The sequence below is a fragment of the Pseudomonas sp. P105 genome, assembly GCF_032614175.1.
Classification (GTDB): Bacteria; Pseudomonadota; Gammaproteobacteria; order Pseudomonadales; family Pseudomonadaceae; genus Aquipseudomonas; species Aquipseudomonas rhizophila.
The window spans coordinates 1460809-1478612 of record NZ_CP126693.1 but is presented as its reverse complement, the minus strand read 5'-3'; the positions used below and the strand labels follow the sequence as shown (position 1 = coordinate 1478612).

Sequence of the window (17804 nt, the reverse complement as noted above, 5' to 3'; positions counted from 1 at the left end):
ATCACATTCAACATCGATGCAAACTGACCCACCGCTATCGCGAGCAAGCTCGCTCCCACAGGGTTAGGGTGATGCTTAAGTCCGGGACTCGACACCCAGTTCATCCCACACCGACTCGGCCAGGTGGAAGGTGGCGTTGGCCGCAGGGATGCCGCAATAGATAGCACTCTGCATGATCACTTCCTTGATCTCGCTGCGGCTCACACCATTATTGGCAGCAGCGCGCAAGTGCAGTTTGAGTTCTTCGCTGCGGTTCATGCCGATCAGCATGGCGATGGTGATCAGGCTGCGGGTGTGGCGCGGCAGGCCGGGGCGGGTCCAGATGTCGCCCCAGGCATGACGGGTGATCATCTCTTGGAATTCGCTGTTGAACTCAGTCAAGGCATTCAGGCTGCGGTCGACGTGGGCATCGCCCAGCACCGCGCGGCGTACTTGCATGCCTTCGTCGTAACGTTGTTTCTCGTCCACAAAATACTCCCTCAAGAACGACTGGAACCTAGCAGGAAAGCCAGCACCCGCTCGCTGAACGCGGCACCGGCCTGGACGTTGGACAGATGCGCGGCATGGAATTCGGCGTATTCGGCGCCGTTGACCCGCTCCTGGATAAAGTGCCCGCCCGACGGTGGGGTCACGGCATCTTCGGTGCCGGCGACCACCAGCAGCGGCACGCGAATCGACGACAACTGCTCGCGGAAATCGGCATCGCGCACCGCCGCGCAGTTAGCCGCGTAGCCCTGGGGCGACGTGGCGGCGAGCATGTCGGTGATTCTCCTGACCTTCTCTGGATGAGCCTGGGCAAAGTCCGGCGTGAACCAACGAGCAATCGAGGCATCCCGCAGCGCGACCATCGCCGCCTTGCCATCACGCAGTACGGTTTCGATCCGCGGGTCCCATACGGATGGGTCGCCGATCTTGGCGGCGGTGTTGCACACCACCAGTTTGTGCAGCCGCTCACCGGCATTGATCCCCAGCCATTGGCCGATCAATCCGCCCATGGACAACCCACAGAAATGCACCTTGTCGATGTTCAGCTGATCGAGCATCGCCAGCACGTCGCGGCCCAGTTGGTCGATGCTGTACGGCCCTTCAGTCACCAAGGATTGACCGTGCCCGCGCGTGTCAAAACGCAACACGCGAAAGTGTTCACTGAAGGCGGCGATCTGCTCGTCCCACATGTGCAGGTCGGTGCCCAGGGAGTTGGAGAGCACCAGCACCGGGCCATCCTGCGGTCCATCGAAACAATAGTTCAGTTCGCCTTCGGCGAGTTTGACGAATCCCACAACAGTCTCCTTTCAGGCGTTCAAGGCAAGGTGTTCAGCCACCGCGCGCGCGACCCAGGTCTGGGCCTGGCCGAGGTAGTGGGCGGGGTCGAGCAAATGATCCAGCTCAGCGGCAGACAACTGCGCAGTGACTTGGGGCTCGTCCCCCAACACGTCCCGCAAATGACGTTGTTCAGCCACGGCGCGTTTGCAACATTGCTCCAACAGATGATGCGCGGTGTCGCGTCCGACCCGCTGGGCCAGGACGATGCTCACCGCCTCGGCCAGCACCAACCCTTGGGTCAGTTCCAGATTGCGAGCCATGCGCGCCGCGTCCACTTCCAGACCTTCGGCCAGCAGCCGCGCCTGTTGCAGGGCGCCGGACACCAGGCAGCAGATCTCCGGCAAGGTTTCCCATTCGGCGTGCCACAGGCCCAGGCTGCGTTCGTGCTCCTGGGGCATGGCGCTGAACAGCGTCGACAACAGGCCAGGGACTCGGGTCGCCGCACCGATCAGCACCGCCGCGCCCACCGGGTTACGTTTGTGCGGCATGGTGGATGAACCGCCCTTGCCCGGCGCCGAGGGTTCGAACGCTTCACCGGCCTCGGTCTGCATCAACAAGCTGATGTCGCGGCCCAGTTTGCCCAGGCTGCCGGCGATCAACCCCAGTACCGAACCGAACTCAACCAGGCGATCGCGTTGGGTGTGCCACGGCTGCTCCGGCAAGCTCAGTTGCAGCTCGGCGGCCAGGGCTTCGGCGATGGGCAAGGCCTGCTCACCCAGTGCGGCAAGCGTTCCGGAGGCACCACCGAACTGCAACACCAGCAAGCGCGGTTTGAGCTCATTCAGGCGCTGGCGGCTACGGGTGATGGCTCCCAGCCAACCGGCGATTTTCATGCCCAGGGTCACCGGTGTTGCGTGTTGCAACCAAGTGCGCCCAGCCAATGGCGTGGCGGCGTAGCGTTCGGCTTGGCGGGCGAGAATCGTGGCCAGTTGCGCCAGTTCGCCTTCAATCAAAGCCAATGCCTGGCGCAGTTGCAGCACCAACCCACTGTCCATCACGTCCTGACTGGTAGCCCCCAGGTGCACGTAGCGCTCAGCCTCGGCGTCTTGCGCGGCAATGCGCTTGCCGAGGGCCTTGACCAGTGGAATCGCCGAATTACCCGCCGTGGCAATCGCCTCGCTCAACGCCGAAAAATCGTACAACTGCGCGTCACAGGCCTTCTCGATCGGAGCCACTGCACTGACAGGGATCAAGCCCACCTTCGCTTCCGCCCGGGCCAGCGCCGCCTCGACATCGAGCATGGCCTGCACCCGGCCCGCATCACAAAACACCTCGCGCATGTGGCGGGTGGTGAAGTAGGCATCAAAGAGCTGATTACCCGGTCGTTCGCTCATAAAAAGTCCTTGGGTGTGCAGGTCTGCCGGCCTGACGCGGTTGGGTCAAAAGCTGCAACGTAAATACGTGGGTTGTCGCACATCCTATTCATCACCCGCACAGGCCAACCCTACGCCTTCGGGTGGAACAGGGTCATCAGTATTTTGTACAACCCACGCCCCACCGTTGTTACAGGGCTGGGCCAAGAGCATTCGCCACACGGGTTTCAATCAGTAGTCGAAGAACACCGTCTCGGCATCCGTCCCCTGCAAAACCACGTTCCACTGATACACGCCCGAAGCATCGGGCTTGCTCACGATAGTGGCGCGACGTTCCTCGGGCACGCAGGCCAGCAGCGGGTCGGTTTCGTTGGCCTGCTCGCCATCGAAGTAGATTCGCGTCAGCAAATGCTTGACCAGACCGCGGGCGAACACCAGCACGACAAGATGCGGCGCCTGGGTCGTGCCGCCAAGGCCCGGCACGGAGCCCGGCTTGATGGTGGTGAAACGAAAACGCCCTTCGGCATCCACCGGCACCCGGCCAAAGCCTTCGAAATTCGGGTCCAGGGGCTTGTCCTGGTCGTCTTCCGGGTGTGCGTATTTGCCGGCGGCGTTGGCCTGCCAGACTTCCAGCATCGCGTCATTGACGAACTCGCCGTTGCCGTCGATCACCTGCCCGGTGATCGCCACGCGCTGGCCTAGGGTTTGGGCGACGGTCAGGTCTTCGCGGTTCAGCCAGGTCAGGCCGATGTGGTAGTAAGGACCAACGGTGTGGGAGGTGGTGGCAGTGAGCGTCATCTTATTTCTCCATCGGCGTGGCATCGCGGCCGCGTAATACGATGTCCCAGCGATAACCGAGGGCGTAGTGAGGAATGGTTTTTTCCAGGTCGAAACGGGCGATCAGACGTTCCTTGGCACTGGTGTCCGGCACGCAGTTGTAGATCGGATCGTAGGCCAGCAGCGGGTCGCCGGGGAAATACATCTGCGTCACCAGGCGCGTCAGGATGCTCGGGCCGAACAGTGAGAAATGGATGTGCGCCGGGCGCCAGGCATTGTGATGGTTGCCCCACGGGTAGGCGCCGGGCTTGATAGTCTGGAACTGGTACCAGCCATCGGCGTCGGTGACGGTGCGACCAGTGCCGGTGAAGTTCGGGTCCAGCGGTGCGTCGTGCAGGTCGCGGTCATGGTTGTAACGACCGGCGGCGTTGGCCTGCCAGATCTCCACCAGGATGCCAGGCACGGGTTGGCCATGCTCATCCAGCACGCGCCCGTTAATGATGATTCGCTCCCCCAGTGGCTCGCCGGCATGCTGGGCAGTCAGGTCGTTGTCCTTCTCCTGCAGGCGATCGGCACCTACGGTCGGACCGGTAATTTCCGACAGTGAATGGGGCAAGTACACCAACGGCTTTGAAGGCGAACGCAGGTTGGTGGACTGGTACGGCGGGTGCAGGTACTCCGGTTGGGTGCCCGCTTGAGGGCGACGATAACCAGGCTTGTCAGTCATGAAGCATTCCTCGGTTTCTTATTAGTGGAACGACGTGTCAGACGCGTTCGATTGCCAACGCCAGACCCTGGCCGACGCCGACACACATGGTCGCCAGGCCTTTCTTGCCGCCGGTCTTTTCCAGATGATGCAACGCCGTCAGCACCAGCCGTGCTCCGCTCATACCCAGCGGATGGCCGAGGGCGATGGCGCCGCCATTGGGGTTCACCTGCGGCGCGTCGTCCGCCAGACCCAGATCGCGCAGCACCGCCAGGCCCTGGCTGGCGAAGGCTTCGTTGAGTTCGATCACATCAAAGTCTGCGACCGCCAGCCCCAGGCGCTCAGTGAGTTTGCGCACCGCGGGCACCGGGCCAATGCCCATCACCCGTGGGGCCACGCCGGCACTGGCCATGCCCAACACTTTACCCCGAGGCGTCAGCCCGTGTTTCTTCACCGCTTCGGCCGAAGCCAGGATCATAGCCGCCGCGCCATCATTCACGCCCGAGGCGTTGCCGGCCGTGACGGTTTTGTCTGGACCGTTGACCGGTTTGAGTTTGCTCAAGGTCTCCAGCGTGGTGTCGGCGCGAGGATGCTCGTCCTGCTCGACCACGGTTTCGCCTTTCTTGTGGGCTACGCGCACCGGGACGATTTCCTCGGCGAAATACCCTGCGGCCTGGGCTGCTGCCGTGCGCTGCTGGCTGCGCAAGGCGAAAGCATCCTGGTCAGCGCGGGACACCGCGTAATCATCGGCCACGTTATCGGCGGTCTGGGGCATCGCGTCCACACCGTACTGGGCTTTCATCAACGGGTTGATGAAGCGCCAGCCGATGGTGGTGTCTTCCAGTTTCATGTTGCGGGAGAACGCGGCATCGGCCTTGCCCATCACGAACGGTGCGCGGGACATCGACTCCACGCCGCCGGCGATGGTCAACTCCATTTCGCCGCTGGCGATGGCGCGGAACGCCGTGCCGACGGCGTCCATGCCCGAGGCGCAGAGGCGGTTGAGGGTTACGCCGGGAATGCTCTGCGGCAGGCCAGCCAGCAGCAGCGCCATGCGCGCCACGTTGCGGTTGTCTTCCCCGGCCTGGTTGGCGCAACCGAGAAACACTTCGTCCACGGCAGTCCAGTCCACCGATGGGTTGCGTTCCATCAGCGCCTTGATCGGTACGGCGGCCAGGTCATCGGCGCGCACTGCGGACAAACCGCCACCGAAGCGACCGATGGGGGTTCGAATCGCATCACAGATATAAACGTCGCGCATCACGCTTCTCCCGGTGCCTGGCCGTGGGCCGCGGCAGTGCGAGCTTCCAGGTCGCGCAGTGCGCGCAGCTCTGTTTCGGTCGGCTCGGCGGTGGTTTGCACCTGGTCGGCAAAACGAATCGCCCAACCGGTGGCGGCAACGACTTGCTCGCGGGTCACGCCGGGGTGCAGCGCAGTGACCACGAACTCATGGCTGCCGGCTTCCGGCTCCATGATGCACAAGTCGGTGATGATACCGACCGGACCTGCGCCCGGCAGGCCCAGGCGTTTACGCGAATCCCCGCCCTCGCCGTGACCGACCGAGGTGATGAAATCCAGCTTGTCGACAAACGAGCGCGCCGACTGCTTGAGGATGATCAGCACGCTCTTGGCCGAACCGGCGATTTCCGGTGCCCCACCGGCGCCCGGCAAGCGGACTTTCGGTTGATGGTAGTCGCCCACCACCGTGGTGTTGATGTTGCCGAACCGGTCGACCTGAGCTGCACCGAGAAAGCCGACGTCGATGCGTCCACCCTGCAACCAGTAGCGAAAAATCTCACCGGTGGGTACGACAGTGTCCGCGGTTTCAGCCAACTCACCATCACCGATAGACAGTGGCAATACGCTGGGTTTGGCCCCGATCGGACCGGACTCGTAGATCAGCACAACATCCGGCGACGAGGTCAGCCGCGCCAGATTGGCTGCCTTCGATGGCAGGCCGATGCCCACGAAGCACACAGCATTGTTCTGCAATCGACGGGCTGCGGCGACGGTCATCATTTCATTGGTGGAGTACGTCATTATTTCACCTGCGAAGTGGCAGCCAGTCGGGCCTGGAATTCACTGAAATCTTTCGTTGCGTGGATGTATTCATTGATCCATGCGGTAAAGGTCTCACGGTCCCGGGCGATCGGATCCCACGCCTGATAGAAACGGTTGTCACGTTCGGTGTAGCCGTGCGCGTAGGAAGGATGAGCGCCGCCCGGTACATGGCACACCGCGCTCAGCGCCCAGGTCGGCAGCACGCAGGCGTTCATCGGTGCGTTGAGGTCATCGACAATTTCTTCCACGGTGACGATGCAGCGCTTGGCGGCCAGGGCGGCTTCTTTCTGCACGCCGAGAATGCCCCACAACAGGACGTTGCCCTTGCGGTCGGCTTTTTGAGCGTGGATCACTGTAATGTCCGGGCGCACGGATGGCACGGCGGCCAGCACTTCCCCGGTGAAGGGGCAGGTCACGGTTTTGATCAACGGATTGACCTTTGGCAGGTCGGAGCCGGCGTAGGCCCGCAGCACCGCGAATGGCAGGCCCGAGGCCCCGGCGACGTAGGCATTGGCCAGGTCGGCGTGGCTGTGCTCTTCGATCTCCAGCGGCTGCGGCCATTGTTTTTCCACGGCATCGCGCAGCCGGTGCAGGGAGCCCACCCCAGGATTGCCACCCCAGGAGAAAATCAGCTTGCGAGCACAACCGGCGCCGATCAACTGGTCGTAGATCAGGTCGGGTGTCATCCGCACCAGGGTCAGGTCTTTCTTGCCCTGGCGAATGATTTCATGACCCGCCGCCGTCGGAATCAGGTGAGTGAAGCCTTCGAGCGCGACGGTATCGCCGTCATTGACGAATTGCTTCACTGCGTCGTGCAGCGAAAGGATTTCAGCCATGGGGCAGGCTCCCGTTTTTCAGTAGACCAAGATGAAGAAAAAGGCGCGAGGTTAAGCGCCGGAGTGACTGAAGATTAAGCTCGGGGTGACAGCCAAACAATCCGATAATCGACTGAGCGTTCGTTTATCGAACAGATTGTTGTTTGGCTATCGATTTCCCAGACACCCTGATCCTGTGGGAGCGAGCCTGCTCGCGATTGAGGTGGGTCAGTCAACACTTATGCAAGTTGACCCACCGCTATCGCGAGCAGGCTCGCTCCCACCGGTCTGCCGCAAGGTTCAGATCATTGCCTCACGTCGCATCCGCATGACTGACCATGCCCTTGATCACCACCGCCGCAGTCGCCAGGGCCGCTGGAATGACCAGGGCGGTCAGGACCTGTTCGAAGTTCCAGCCCAGGCCCAACAGCGTCGCGCCCATCCAGGCGCCGAGGATCGCGCCGAACCGGCCGATGCCCAGCATCCATGAGACTCCGGTGGCCCGGCCTTGGGTCGGATAGAACCGCGCCGCCAGCGACGGCATCGCCGATTGCGCGCCGTTGACGCACATGCCGGCCACCAGCACCAACGTGGCAAGCAAGGTAATGTTGCCCAGACTCTGCCCTACCGCGTAGGCAAATACCCCGGCCATCAAGTAGAAAATGCCGATGACCTTGTGCGGATTGAACCGGTCCATCGCCCAACCCACCCCAACCGCGCTCAATACGCCGCCGAACTGGAACAACGCCCCGATAAACGCCGCCTGCTCCATGCTCGCGCCGCTGTCGCGCATCAGCGTCGGCAACCAACTGGTCAACAGGTAAACAATTACCAGCCCCATGAAATAGGTCAGCCACAACAAGAGCGTCCCGGCGCTGTAGGTGCCGGAGAAAATCACCGCCAGCACGTTGCGGGCTTTAACGGTTTTTTGTTCCGGCACACTGAAACTCGCCGCCTGGGCGACGGTGTGCGGATCGATCGGGGCCAGGGTCTTGCGCACCTTGTCTGTGCCGCGATTGCGCACCACCAGATAACGTGCCGACTCCGGCAACCAGAACACCAGCACCACCGCCAGGATCAACGGCAGGATCCCGCCGATCAGCAGCAGACTGTGCCAACCGAACGCCGGTATCAACTTGGCCGAGATAAACCCGCCACCGGCCATTCCCAGGTTGAAGCCGCAGAACATGCTGGTCACCAGCAACGACTTTTTACGCTCCGGGGTGTATTCCGACAGCAAGGTAGTTGCGTTCGGCATGCCGGCGCCCAACCCCAGGCCGGTCAGAAAGCGCAGCACCAGCAATTGATCGATGTTGGTGCTGTAAGCCGATGCCAGGCTGAACGCGCCGAACAGCACGACCGCGCCTACCAGCACAACTTTTCGGCCGAAACGGTCTGCCAACGGACCGGAGCCAAGAGCACCGAAGACCATGCCGATCAGCGCCGCACTCATGACCGGACCGAGGCTGGCCCGATCAATGCCCCAGTCCTGGGAGAGCGCCGGAGCGATGAAGCCCATGGCCGCAGTGTCGAGGCCGTCGAGAAAAACAATCAGAAAGCACAGGATCACTACCCGCCATTGATAGCGCGAGATGGGTTGAGCGTTGATGAAGGACTGCACGTCGAGGCAATTGCCTACGGAGGTCTGGGGTTGGTTCATCTTGTTTTTATTCCACGCAAGAAAACGCAGGCGAACAGAGGCCCGGCAAATAAACCGCAAGGCTGCAGAAAAGGTGTTGGTTAGCGGGCGATCCGGGACAGACAGGTCGGTCGATCGTCAAGGTGAAGGCCGAGGAAGGTATACATGGCAGGTGTGCCTCTCATTATTATTGGGCCGCCATCCATCGGTCGAGTCAGGCTCGCTCACGTCGGATGACGCTGCCGCGACATTAATGATCCGAGGCAAATACCGTCAATTCGTCAGAGGCGACTCTGTGCGTTTATCGAACAGCTTAAGTGAACAGTTGCGCGCTCAAGTCGCGGCTGGCTCCCAACAGCCCCGGCAGGAAGCGCTGTTCCAGTTCATTGCGGCTGACCCGCCCGGCATGGGTACTGACATTCAGCGCCGCCACCACCTGGCCGGAGGCGTCGTAGACTGGCACGGCAATCGAGCGCAGCCCCTGCTCCAGTTCCTGATCGACGATGCACCATCCCTGCTGCCGCACCTCTTGCAAACACTCCAGCAAAGCCTGGGGAGTGTGCAGGGTCCGGCTGGTCTTGGCCTGCAGGTCGGCATGGTCGAGGTAATCACGCAGGGAAGCGTCGTCCAGTGCCGCCAGAAGAATCCTGCCCATCGAGGTGCAATAGGCCGGCAGACGTCCACCGACGGACAGGTCCACGGATATCAGCCGCTGGGTGGTGGCCGAACGGGCGATATAAAGAATGTCGTCGCCTTCAAGCGTCGCCATATTACAGGCCTCATGCAGCTGTTCGCTCATGCGATCCAGATACGGCTGCGCGGACACGGCCAGAGGCGTCGATGACAGATAGGCATGGCCCAGGGTCAATACTTTGGGCAGCAGCGAATAGGTTCGTCCGTCGGTGGTGGCGTAGCCGAGTTTGATCAAGGTATGCAGGCAACGTCTGACGGCGGCGCGGGGAATTTCCGTGCGGTGGCTGATCTGAGCGATGGTCAGGTGCCGTTTGCGCTCCTGAAACGCCTGGACCACGGCCAACCCTCGGGCCAGGGACGTCATGAAGTCCGGGTCACCGGTCAGGGCCTGGATGCGCTTGGCCGGCGAAGCAACGATGGGTGGCGCTACAGAAGCAAAGGCGTTGCGCAATTGGTCGTTCATATCTGGTCCTTCCCGGGGAATGGCGGCTATTACAAGCGGCTGCCCGCTGAGCAGACAAGGGCTGGCTGTCAGCACCGTTCGATTATCGAACCATCAACCGATAATCGCAATCAAGGCACCCTACCCCCCTCTTGCTTCTGTGTGAAGGGTTGATAAATAAGTAAGACGACACGAGTATTGAACGTAGTTCGCGCCAGCAGAGTGGATAGCGACATTGTCTGGCATTGCCTGAAACCTAATTGCCACAAGTTGCACATACAAATATTGATTCACACAACAACAGATTCTTTTAACTTTTCCCGATAGTGTTCTTCGGGCAGGCCGCTATAATGCACCTCAGTGACGGTGCGGCAATCGACCGCTCCCGTCCGCAGGCATTGCAGGTTTCTATCCTGCGTGGTGCCGGCAGCCGGTGCCCGAAGCACCCGGATGGCGCTTCCCCGTATCGGCGGTATACGAAACTCCTGATGCTACGTCAGCTGTCAGCTCTGGTGCCGTGGCCGTCTGCATGTCTACATGCAGTGCGTATCACCAGATCCAATTCAATCCATTAGGTAATACTGTGACGAAAGACGAACTGCGCGCGGAACTTGAGCGCCAGGAACAACGTTACAAGGAAGTTTACGGCGGGGAAATCACCACCTACGCCGCGCAACCTGAACCGGAACGCAAACCCTGGCGTAAACGCGCCACCGTTCAGGACCAGGCCTTTACCCAGGAACTTCAGAAAATGGAACAGGAACTCAAAGCGGAAGAGCGGTAATGCTCAGCGCTTGATGTTCTTGTGAAGCGGTATCCGGCCGACACCCCGGCCGGCCCCGTACCGGACGCCCGCCATGAGCGGGCCGCCATTTCCCCGACAACGGTCGAGGAATGGCCCTGGCTTACCTTCTTTTCGGATTTTTCGCACAACCGCTTGAGGCTCTTGCAACGACGAGCGGCCCCCTGCCTGGCGCGCTTTCCGCTCCCGAATCAATGGCTTGCGCAACCCGCTAAAAGCCAGGGTTCGAAGGGGTGCCTGCAAATTATTTCGTTGAAGAATGTTACCGATGAGCAGGCAATGCATCGATTACCGAGGTTTTCTGGCATAATCGCGCCCCCTTACGACCGGGTCAGAAAACCTTCATGATCGATTTATTTAGCGGACTGGATGCTTGGGTGCTTGTGAGCCTCTTGCTCGCCCTGGCCTTTGTCCTCGCCTTCGAGTTCATCAACGGCTTTCATGACACCGCAAACGCGGTGGCCACTGTTATCTACACCAAAGCCATGCCGCCTCATCTGGCGGTGTTCTTTTCCGGTGTGTTCAACTTCCTCGGCGTGCTGCTGGGCGGTGTGGGCGTGGCGTATGCCATCGTTCACCTGCTGCCGGTAGAGCTGCTGATCAATGTGAACACCGGACACGGGCTGGCCATGGTGTTTTCGCTGCTCGCAGCGGCCATCACCTGGAACCTGGGCACCTGGTATTTCGGTATCCCAGCCTCCAGCTCCCACACGCTGATTGGTTCGATCCTCGGCGTGGGCCTGGCCAACGCGCTGATCAACGATATCCCGTTGGCCGACGGAGTGAACTGGCAAAAGGCAATCGATATCGGTGCCTCCCTGGTGTTCTCGCCCATGGCGGGCTTCCTGATTGCCGCACTGGTATTGATCAGTCTGAAGTGGTGGCGTCCGCTGTCGAAGATGCACAAGACGCCGGAACAGCGCCGCAAGATCGATGACAAGAAACACCCCCCGTTCTGGAATCGCCTGGTGCTGGTCATTTCAGCCATGGCCGTCAGCTTCGTCCACGGCTCCAACGATGGTCAGAAAGGCATCGGCCTGATCATGCTGGTGCTGATCGGTATCGTACCGGCGCAGTTCGTGCTTGACCTGAACAGCACCACCTACCAGATCGAACGTACCCGCGACGCGACGTTGCACCTGAGCCAGTTCTACCAGCGCAACAGCGAATCGCTGGGTGAATATCTGGCGCTGGGCAAAAGCGTGAAGGGCGATCTGCCAGAGAAATTCCGCTGCAACCCGCAGCAGACCGAGCCCACCATTGCGGCGCTGCTCGACACCCTCAAAGGCGTGGCGGATTACCAATCGCTGCCGTCGGAAAGCCGCATCGAGGTTCGCCGCTACCTGCTCTGCCTGGATGACACGGCGAAGAAGGTTGGCAAACTGCCAGGCCTGGCAGCTCGGGAAAAAGACGACCTGAACAAGCTGCGCAAGGACCTGACCGCCACCACCGAATACGCCCCGTTCTGGGTGATTCTGGCAGTCGCCCTGGCCCTGGGCCTGGGCACCATGGTCGGCTGGAAGCGTGTGGTGCTGACCATTGGTGAGAAGATCGGCAAGCAAGGCATGACCTACGCTCAAGGTATGTCGGCGCAAATCACCACGGCGTGCATGATCGGTGCGGCGAACATCTTCAGCCTGCCGGTTTCCACCACCCACGTACTGTCGTCCGGCGTGGCGGGCACCATGGTCGCCAACAAGAGCGGTCTGCAAGGTGGCACGGTACGGACCATCCTGCTGGCCTGGGTACTGACCCTGCCGGCGACAGTGGCCCTCTCGGCCGCGCTGTTCTGGCTGGCGTCCAAGGCCATCGGCAGCTGATATCAGCGGCTAATAAAAAAAGGTGCGGTCCTGGCGGATCGCACCTTTTTTTATGCCCGGACACCTGACTACTGTGGGAGCGAGCTTGCTCGCGATGGCGCCGGGTCAGTCAACACATGTATCTACAGACATACCGCTATCGCGAGCAAGCTCGCTCCCACAATGGGCTTGTGTGGAACAGGGGAAATCTGCTCAAAAAAAAAAGGGCGACCGAAGTCGCCCAAAATGCCTTGCGTGCTCGTTTTAGCTGGAAAGACCTACGGCTTTTTGCGCTTGTGTGCATCTTTCCAGATGAATAATCCAAAGCCGGCGAAAAACACGAACATGAGGCCGACGGTCAACACTCCGGCAAACACCACATTATCGAAAAACATGACTGGCCTCCTGGTCTTGCCCCTGTTGCGATGGGTGCACGTTAACCAATCAGGCCTGGATGAAAATTGACCGGGGTCAATAACGCTCGCGACGCGGCGAAAAGGAAGGGAAATAACTGATCTGTATCAATGGATAGAGGGGGGAGTCAGCGCTTTTTGGGTTTTTTCTTCGGTTTTTTCTGGGCTTTGCCCAATGGCATGGCTTGCTCAAAAGCCTGGCGGACTTCGTTAAGGCGTTTTTCGTTGAGGTCGTGAACGCGCTTGGCGCGCTCAGCACTGAGGTCGATCAGTTTGTCGTCTTGGCTCATGGCGTGTCGGCATCGTACGGTGAACTGCGGATGCTCTCATGATGAAGGCTGTCGAGCGGGTTGACCAGCCTGCATGCGTCGACAAAAGCCTGGATCAGACCTGGATATCGACCCACAAGCCCTGACGCTCTTCCCCTTCCACCAACGGCACCACAGGCACGGTGTTATCGGCGTTCAGTTCAGTGCCCGGTACGGCCAGGTGCGCTTCGGGATCTTCGTCGGCTTCGCGGCGGCGCTTGTTGCGCTCCTGCTGGCGCTGTTGCTCCTCGCGCAGCAACAGCGCAGCCTCCTCCGGGTCGCGATTCTTCAGGTCGATGGTGCTTTCGTTGGAGCTTTGCTGCACCGGGACCACGGGCGGTATGTCCGGTCGCTGGCGGACCGGATCCTGTTGAGCGGTGATGGGTACGGCGCTCAAAGGGAGCATGGGTGGCAACATAAAGGTCTCCTGTCTTCAGGTTGTCGGCTGAGCGAAGGACAGCTTGAACCGCTGGTCTGAAACTTGTGACCCGGTTGGCATTATCACAATAGGCCGGGCCGAGCTTGTTTGATCACTCCGCACACTTAAGTTCCGCACCGCCGGTAACTAATCAATGCCCATGGCGACCCGATGTCTACGTAAATCCTTTGGTCTGAGGGATCATTCCGTTAAGATAACCGGCTTTTTCAAGGCGGGAGTCAGGCAGCATGGCGCAGCAGTATCAACCGGGGCAACGCTGGATCAGTGACAGCGAAGCCGAGCTGGGTTTAGGCACCGTTCTGGCACAGGACGGCCGCTTGTTGACCGTGCTCTATCCGGCCACTGGCGACACTCGCCAGTACGCGCTACGGAATGCGCCCCTCACCCGCGTGCGGTTTTCGCCGGGCGATGTGATCACTCACTTCGAAGGCTGGAAAATGACCGTGCGCGAAGTCGACGATGTCGATGGGCTGCTGGTCTACCACGGCCTCAATGGGCAGAACGAGGTTGTCTCCCTGCCGGAAACCCAGCTGTCGAACTTTATCCAGTTCCGCCTGGCCAGTGACCGTCTGTTCGCCGGCCAGATTGACCCGCTGGCATGGTTTTCCCTGCGCTACCACACCCTGGAACACACCAGCCGCCAGTTGCAGTCGCCGCTCTGGGGCCTGGGTGGCGTACGTGCCCAGCCCATCGCCCACCAATTGCACATCGCCCGTGAAGTGGCCGACCGCATCGCGCCACGGGTATTGCTGGCAGACGAAGTGGGCCTGGGCAAGACCATCGAAGCCGGCCTGATCATCCACCGCCAACTGCTCTCCGGCCGCGCCAGCCGCGTGCTGATCCTGGTACCGGAAAACCTTCAGCATCAGTGGCTGGTGGAAATGCGACGGCGTTTCAACCTGCAGGTCGCCTTGTTCGACGAAGAACGCTTCATCGAAAGCGATGCCAGCAACCCGTTCGAAGACACCCAACTGGCCCTGGTGGCGCTGGAGTGGCTGGTGGACGATGAGAAGGCCCAGGACGCGCTGTTTGCCGCCGGCTGGGACCTGATGGTGGTCGACGAAGCCCATCACCTGGTCTGGCACGAAGATCAGGTCAGCCCGCATTACGCTCTGGTCGAACAGCTTGCCGAAACGATTCCCGGCGTACTGCTGCTGACCGCGACCCCGGAACAGCTGGGCCAGGACAGCCACTTCGCCCGCCTGCGCCTGCTGGACCCGAACCGCTTCCATGACCTCAAGGCCTTCCGCGCCGAGAGCGAGAATTATCGCCCGGTGGCCGAGGCCGTGCAGGAGCTGCTGGACAAGGGCCGTCTCTCACCCGAGGCGCACAAGACCATTCACGGCTTCCTGGGTAACGAGGGCGAAGCGCTGCTGACCGCCGTCAATGATGGCGATGTCGAAGCCAGCGCCCGCCTGGTCCGCGAACTGCTGGACCGCCACGGCACCGGCCGCGTGCTGTTTCGCAATACACGCGCCGCCGTACAGGGTTTCCCGGAGCGCAAGCTGCACGCCTACCCGCTGCCGTGCCCGGACGAATATCTCGAACTTCCGCTAGGCGATCACGCCGAGCTGTACCCGGAAGTCAGCTTCCAGGCTCAGCCGGACGCCAACGAAGAACAGCGCTGGTGGCGTTTCGACCCACGGGTCGAGTGGCTGATCGACACCCTGAAGATGCTCAAGCGCACCAAAGTGCTGGTGATCTGCGCCCACGCCGAAACCGCCATGGACCTGGAAGATGCCCTGCGCGTACGTTCCGGCATCCCGGCCACGGTGTTCCATGAAGGCATGAACATCCTGGAGCGCGACCGTGCGGCGGCTTATTTCGCCGACGAAGAGTTCGGCGCCCAGGTGCTGATCTGCTCGGAAATCGGCAGCGAAGGCCGCAACTTCCAGTTCGCCCACCATTTGGTGCTGTTCGACCTGCCCTCGCACCCGGACCTGCTGGAACAGCGTATTGGCCGTCTGGACCGGATCGGCCAGAAACACACCATCGAGCTGCATGCGCCGTACCTGGAAACCAGCCCGCAAGCGCGGCTGTTCCAGTGGTATCACGAGGCCCTGAACGCGTTTCTCAATACCTGCCCGACCGGCAACGCCTTGCAGCATCAGTTCGGCCCGCGCCTGCTGCCATTGCTGGAAGAAGCCGATGACGGCCAGTGGCAAGCACTGATCGACGAAGCCCGCGCCGAACGCGAACGCTTGGAGGCCGAGCTGCACACCGGTCGCGACCGTCTGCTGGAGCTCAACTCTGGCGGCGCGGGTGAAGGCGATGCCTTGGTAGAGGCCATTCTCGAACAAGACGACCAGTTCGCCCTGCCGATCTACATGGAAACCCTGTTCGATGCGTTCGGCATCGACAGCGAGGACCATTCGGACAACGCGCTGATCCTCAAGCCGAGCGAAAAAATGCTCGACGCCAGCTTCCCGCTGGGCGACGACGAAGGCGTGACCATCACCTACGACCGCAACCAGGCGCTGTCTCGCGAAGACATGCAGTTCATTACCTGGGAGCACCCGATGGTGCAAGGCGGCATGGACCTGGTGCTGTCCGGCTCCATGGGCAATACCGCCGTAGCGCTGATCAAGAACAAGGCCCTCAAGCCCGGCACCGTGTTGCTGGAACTGCTCTATGTCAGTGAAGTGGTTGCCCCGCGCTCCCTGCAACTGGGCCGTTACCTGCCGCCGGCCGCCCTGCGCTGCCTGCTGGACGCCAACGGCAACGACCTCGCCGCCCGAGTCTCGTTCGAGACTTTGAACGATCAGTTGGAAAGCGTGCCTCGGGCCAGCGCCAACAAGTTCATCCAGGCCCAGCGTGACCAGCTCTCGCCACGGATCAACGCCGGTGAAGAGAAGATCGCCCCGCGTCACGCCGAACGCGTGGCCGAAGCCCAGCGCCGCCTGGCAGCCGATACCGACGAAGAACTGGCGCGCCTGACCGCCCTGCAAGCGGTCAACCCGACGGTACGCGACAGCGAACTGGTGGCTCTGCGCCAACAGCGTGAGCAAGGTCTGGCGATGCTTGAGAAGGCGGCGCTGCGCCTGGAGGCCATACGGGTGTTGGTGGCGGGCTGAATTGCCGCCGCTACTCAACAAAAGGCCCGCAGCGATGCGGGCCTTTTTTTGTGCATTTGTCTGGTCCTACTTGCCGATCAGCGCAAGGATCGGCAAGCCCACCGGTTTGCAGCGGCTGAACACTTTGCAGGCGCACGACTCACAATGTGGGAGCGAGCCTGCTCGCGATGGCGGTGGCACATCAGCCATTGATGCAAACTGACTGACCCACCGCTCGCGACTACAGCCTCGTCACTGAGCTCGGCTGCCAAGTTGCTGCTGCAGGTTGCGGATCTGCGCTTGCAGCGTGTTGATATTGCGGGTGACCTGGCCGCGGAAGGCGTCGAACTCGGCGGTGTTGCTGCCCCCGTTGTCCTGTTGGCTCTTGAGCACGATCACGTCCTGCTCCAGACGCTCGATGGCAGAATTGGAAGTGGCGCGTTTCAGGGCGGTGATGTCGGCACCGATGCTCTTGAGCCGGGCATCGAGAGCACCATCCTCGCCCTGGTTTTTCAGGGCGGAAACTTCAGCCGCCAGCGCCTTGACCTGGTCCTGGAGTTCCTTGTTGGAAGCTTGCAACTGAGTGCTGGCGTTCTGCTGCTCAGTGGTCTGGGCAATGATCTGGGCCAGCTCCTTGTCCAGGTCGGCGGACGGACCGAACGCGACCATCTGTTGTTTGTACTGCTCCTGCAGCTTGCTTTCGAATTGCTTGCCCTGCTCCTGGAGCTTGCCTTCCAGCTGTTTGATCTGCAACTTCAAGGCTTCACTGTCGCTCATGACATTGGACTGACCGGCTACCACCTTGCCGGAAATGTCCTGCAAGCGCCCCGCCGCGTCTTCACTGATACGGGCGAAACTTTCCTGGGTGGCCACCAGCTGCTGTTCCATCAAGGAAATCTGCTGGAAGCTCCACCACGCCAGGAAGGCAAGCGCACACAACAGCGCACCGACCAGTGCCCACAGTGGCCCGGTACTGGCCCCCTTGACCTTGGCCGCCGCAACGGGTGCCGGGCGCGCTTGCACGTGGGGCGGGCGTTCGCGCTCAGGCAGAAAGTCATCGTCATCGGGAATGTCGGCCCGCATCCGCAAGCTCGGTATATCATCGAAGTCGTCGTTGGAATCGTTACGCATGGGCATTGGGTTCAACCTTTGGGAAACCGGTGTTGGCTTGATGCAGCGAGTATAACCCCCTCGCCCGCCGCACCGATTGACCCCGAACCT

The 17804-nt window shown here is 61.2% G+C and carries 17 protein-coding genes; 3 read left to right on the top strand and 14 right to left on the bottom strand.

The window, feature by feature from the left end; translation table 11 throughout:
* Positions 1 to 75: 75 nt before the first annotated feature.
* The 10 genes from pcaC to pcaR all read right to left on the bottom strand — a co-directional run bounded on the left by pcaC (position 76) and on the right by pcaR (position 9790).
* Positions 76 to 468: a 4-carboxymuconolactone decarboxylase gene (gene pcaC, locus QOM08_RS06660; RefSeq protein WP_139050959.1), complete on the bottom strand. Its 393-nt coding sequence runs from the start codon at positions 466 to 468 to the stop codon at positions 76 to 78.
* 11 nt (positions 469 to 479) lie between these two features.
* A complete protein-coding gene (pcaD, locus tag QOM08_RS06655) occupies positions 480 to 1280 on the bottom strand; it encodes a 3-oxoadipate enol-lactonase (RefSeq protein ID WP_316912724.1) in 801 nt (266 codons plus the stop codon).
* A 12-nt stretch (positions 1281 to 1292) separates the two neighbouring features.
* On the bottom strand, positions 1293 to 2657 hold the full coding sequence (locus QOM08_RS06650) for a 3-carboxy-cis,cis-muconate cycloisomerase (RefSeq protein ID WP_076386018.1): 1365 nt from the start codon (positions 2655 to 2657) through the stop codon (positions 1293 to 1295).
* Between the two features lie 210 nt (positions 2658 to 2867).
* The gene (pcaG, locus tag QOM08_RS06645) at positions 2868 to 3434 is read right to left on the bottom strand and encodes a protocatechuate 3,4-dioxygenase subunit alpha (protein WP_047228311.1); all 567 of its coding nucleotides are present in this window, start codon (positions 3432 to 3434) and stop codon (positions 2868 to 2870) included.
* 1 nt (position 3435) lies between these two features.
* Positions 3436 to 4140: a protocatechuate 3,4-dioxygenase subunit beta gene (gene pcaH, locus QOM08_RS06640; protein ID WP_316912723.1), complete on the bottom strand. Its 705-nt coding sequence runs from the start codon at positions 4138 to 4140 to the stop codon at positions 3436 to 3438.
* Between the two features lie 37 nt (positions 4141 to 4177).
* Positions 4178 to 5383 (bottom strand): 3-oxoadipyl-CoA thiolase, encoded by a 1206-nt coding sequence (gene pcaF, locus QOM08_RS06635; RefSeq protein WP_171061411.1) that lies wholly within the window; start codon positions 5381 to 5383, stop codon positions 4178 to 4180.
* On the bottom strand, positions 5380 to 6162 hold the full coding sequence (locus QOM08_RS06630) for a CoA-transferase subunit beta (protein WP_171061413.1): 783 nt from the start codon (positions 6160 to 6162) through the stop codon (positions 5380 to 5382). Before QOM08_RS06630 ends, pcaF begins: the two co-directional genes overlap by 4 nt.
* A complete protein-coding gene (locus QOM08_RS06625; RefSeq protein ID WP_047228315.1) occupies positions 6159 to 7016 on the bottom strand; it encodes a CoA transferase subunit A in 858 nt (285 codons plus the stop codon). Before QOM08_RS06625 ends, QOM08_RS06630 begins: the two co-directional genes overlap by 4 nt.
* A gap of 292 nt (positions 7017 to 7308) precedes the next feature.
* Positions 7309 to 8655 carry an MFS transporter gene (locus QOM08_RS06620; RefSeq protein WP_316912722.1) on the bottom strand — a complete coding sequence of 449 codons (1347 nt, stop codon included), beginning with the start codon at positions 8653 to 8655 and terminating at the stop codon, positions 7309 to 7311.
* Between the two features lie 292 nt (positions 8656 to 8947).
* Positions 8948 to 9790, bottom strand: coding sequence for a pca regulon transcriptional regulator PcaR (gene pcaR, locus QOM08_RS06615; RefSeq protein ID WP_092397150.1), 843 nt, complete (start codon positions 9788 to 9790; stop codon positions 8948 to 8950).
* A 562-nt stretch (positions 9791 to 10352) separates the two neighbouring features.
* On the opposite strand from pcaR, the gene QOM08_RS06610 reads away from it, so the two are divergent.
* Both QOM08_RS06610 and QOM08_RS06605 read left to right on the top strand, forming a co-directional pair.
* Positions 10353 to 10553: a hypothetical protein gene (locus tag QOM08_RS06610; RefSeq protein WP_047228318.1), complete on the top strand. Its 201-nt coding sequence runs from the start codon at positions 10353 to 10355 to the stop codon at positions 10551 to 10553.
* 362 nt (positions 10554 to 10915) lie between these two features.
* A complete protein-coding gene (locus tag QOM08_RS06605; protein ID WP_047228319.1) occupies positions 10916 to 12391 on the top strand; it encodes an inorganic phosphate transporter in 1476 nt (491 codons plus the stop codon).
* 257 nt (positions 12392 to 12648) lie between these two features.
* Here QOM08_RS06605 and ccoM read toward each other — a convergent pair whose 3' ends face one another.
* The 3 genes from ccoM to QOM08_RS06590 form a co-directional block, all read right to left on the bottom strand.
* Positions 12649 to 12765, bottom strand: a complete 117-nt coding sequence (ccoM, locus tag QOM08_RS06600; RefSeq protein WP_025212288.1) for a cytochrome c oxidase subunit CcoM — start codon at positions 12763 to 12765, stop codon at positions 12649 to 12651.
* Positions 12766 to 12911: 146 nt separating this feature from the next.
* On the bottom strand, positions 12912 to 13073 hold the full coding sequence (locus QOM08_RS06595; protein WP_171061412.1) for a hypothetical protein: 162 nt from the start codon (positions 13071 to 13073) through the stop codon (positions 12912 to 12914).
* A gap of 94 nt (positions 13074 to 13167) precedes the next feature.
* Positions 13168 to 13509 carry a hypothetical protein gene (locus tag QOM08_RS06590; protein ID WP_047228320.1) on the bottom strand — a complete coding sequence of 114 codons (342 nt, stop codon included), beginning with the start codon at positions 13507 to 13509 and terminating at the stop codon, positions 13168 to 13170.
* Between the two features lie 248 nt (positions 13510 to 13757).
* On the opposite strand from QOM08_RS06590, the gene rapA reads away from it, so the two are divergent.
* Positions 13758 to 16604: an RNA polymerase-associated protein RapA gene (gene rapA, locus QOM08_RS06585; protein WP_316912721.1), complete on the top strand. Its 2847-nt coding sequence runs from the start codon at positions 13758 to 13760 to the stop codon at positions 16602 to 16604.
* A 231-nt stretch (positions 16605 to 16835) separates the two neighbouring features.
* Here rapA and QOM08_RS06580 read toward each other — a convergent pair whose 3' ends face one another.
* On the bottom strand, positions 16836 to 17720 hold the full coding sequence (locus tag QOM08_RS06580; protein ID WP_047228322.1) for an ATPase: 885 nt from the start codon (positions 17718 to 17720) through the stop codon (positions 16836 to 16838).
* Between the last annotated feature and the right edge of the window lie 84 nt (positions 17721 to 17804).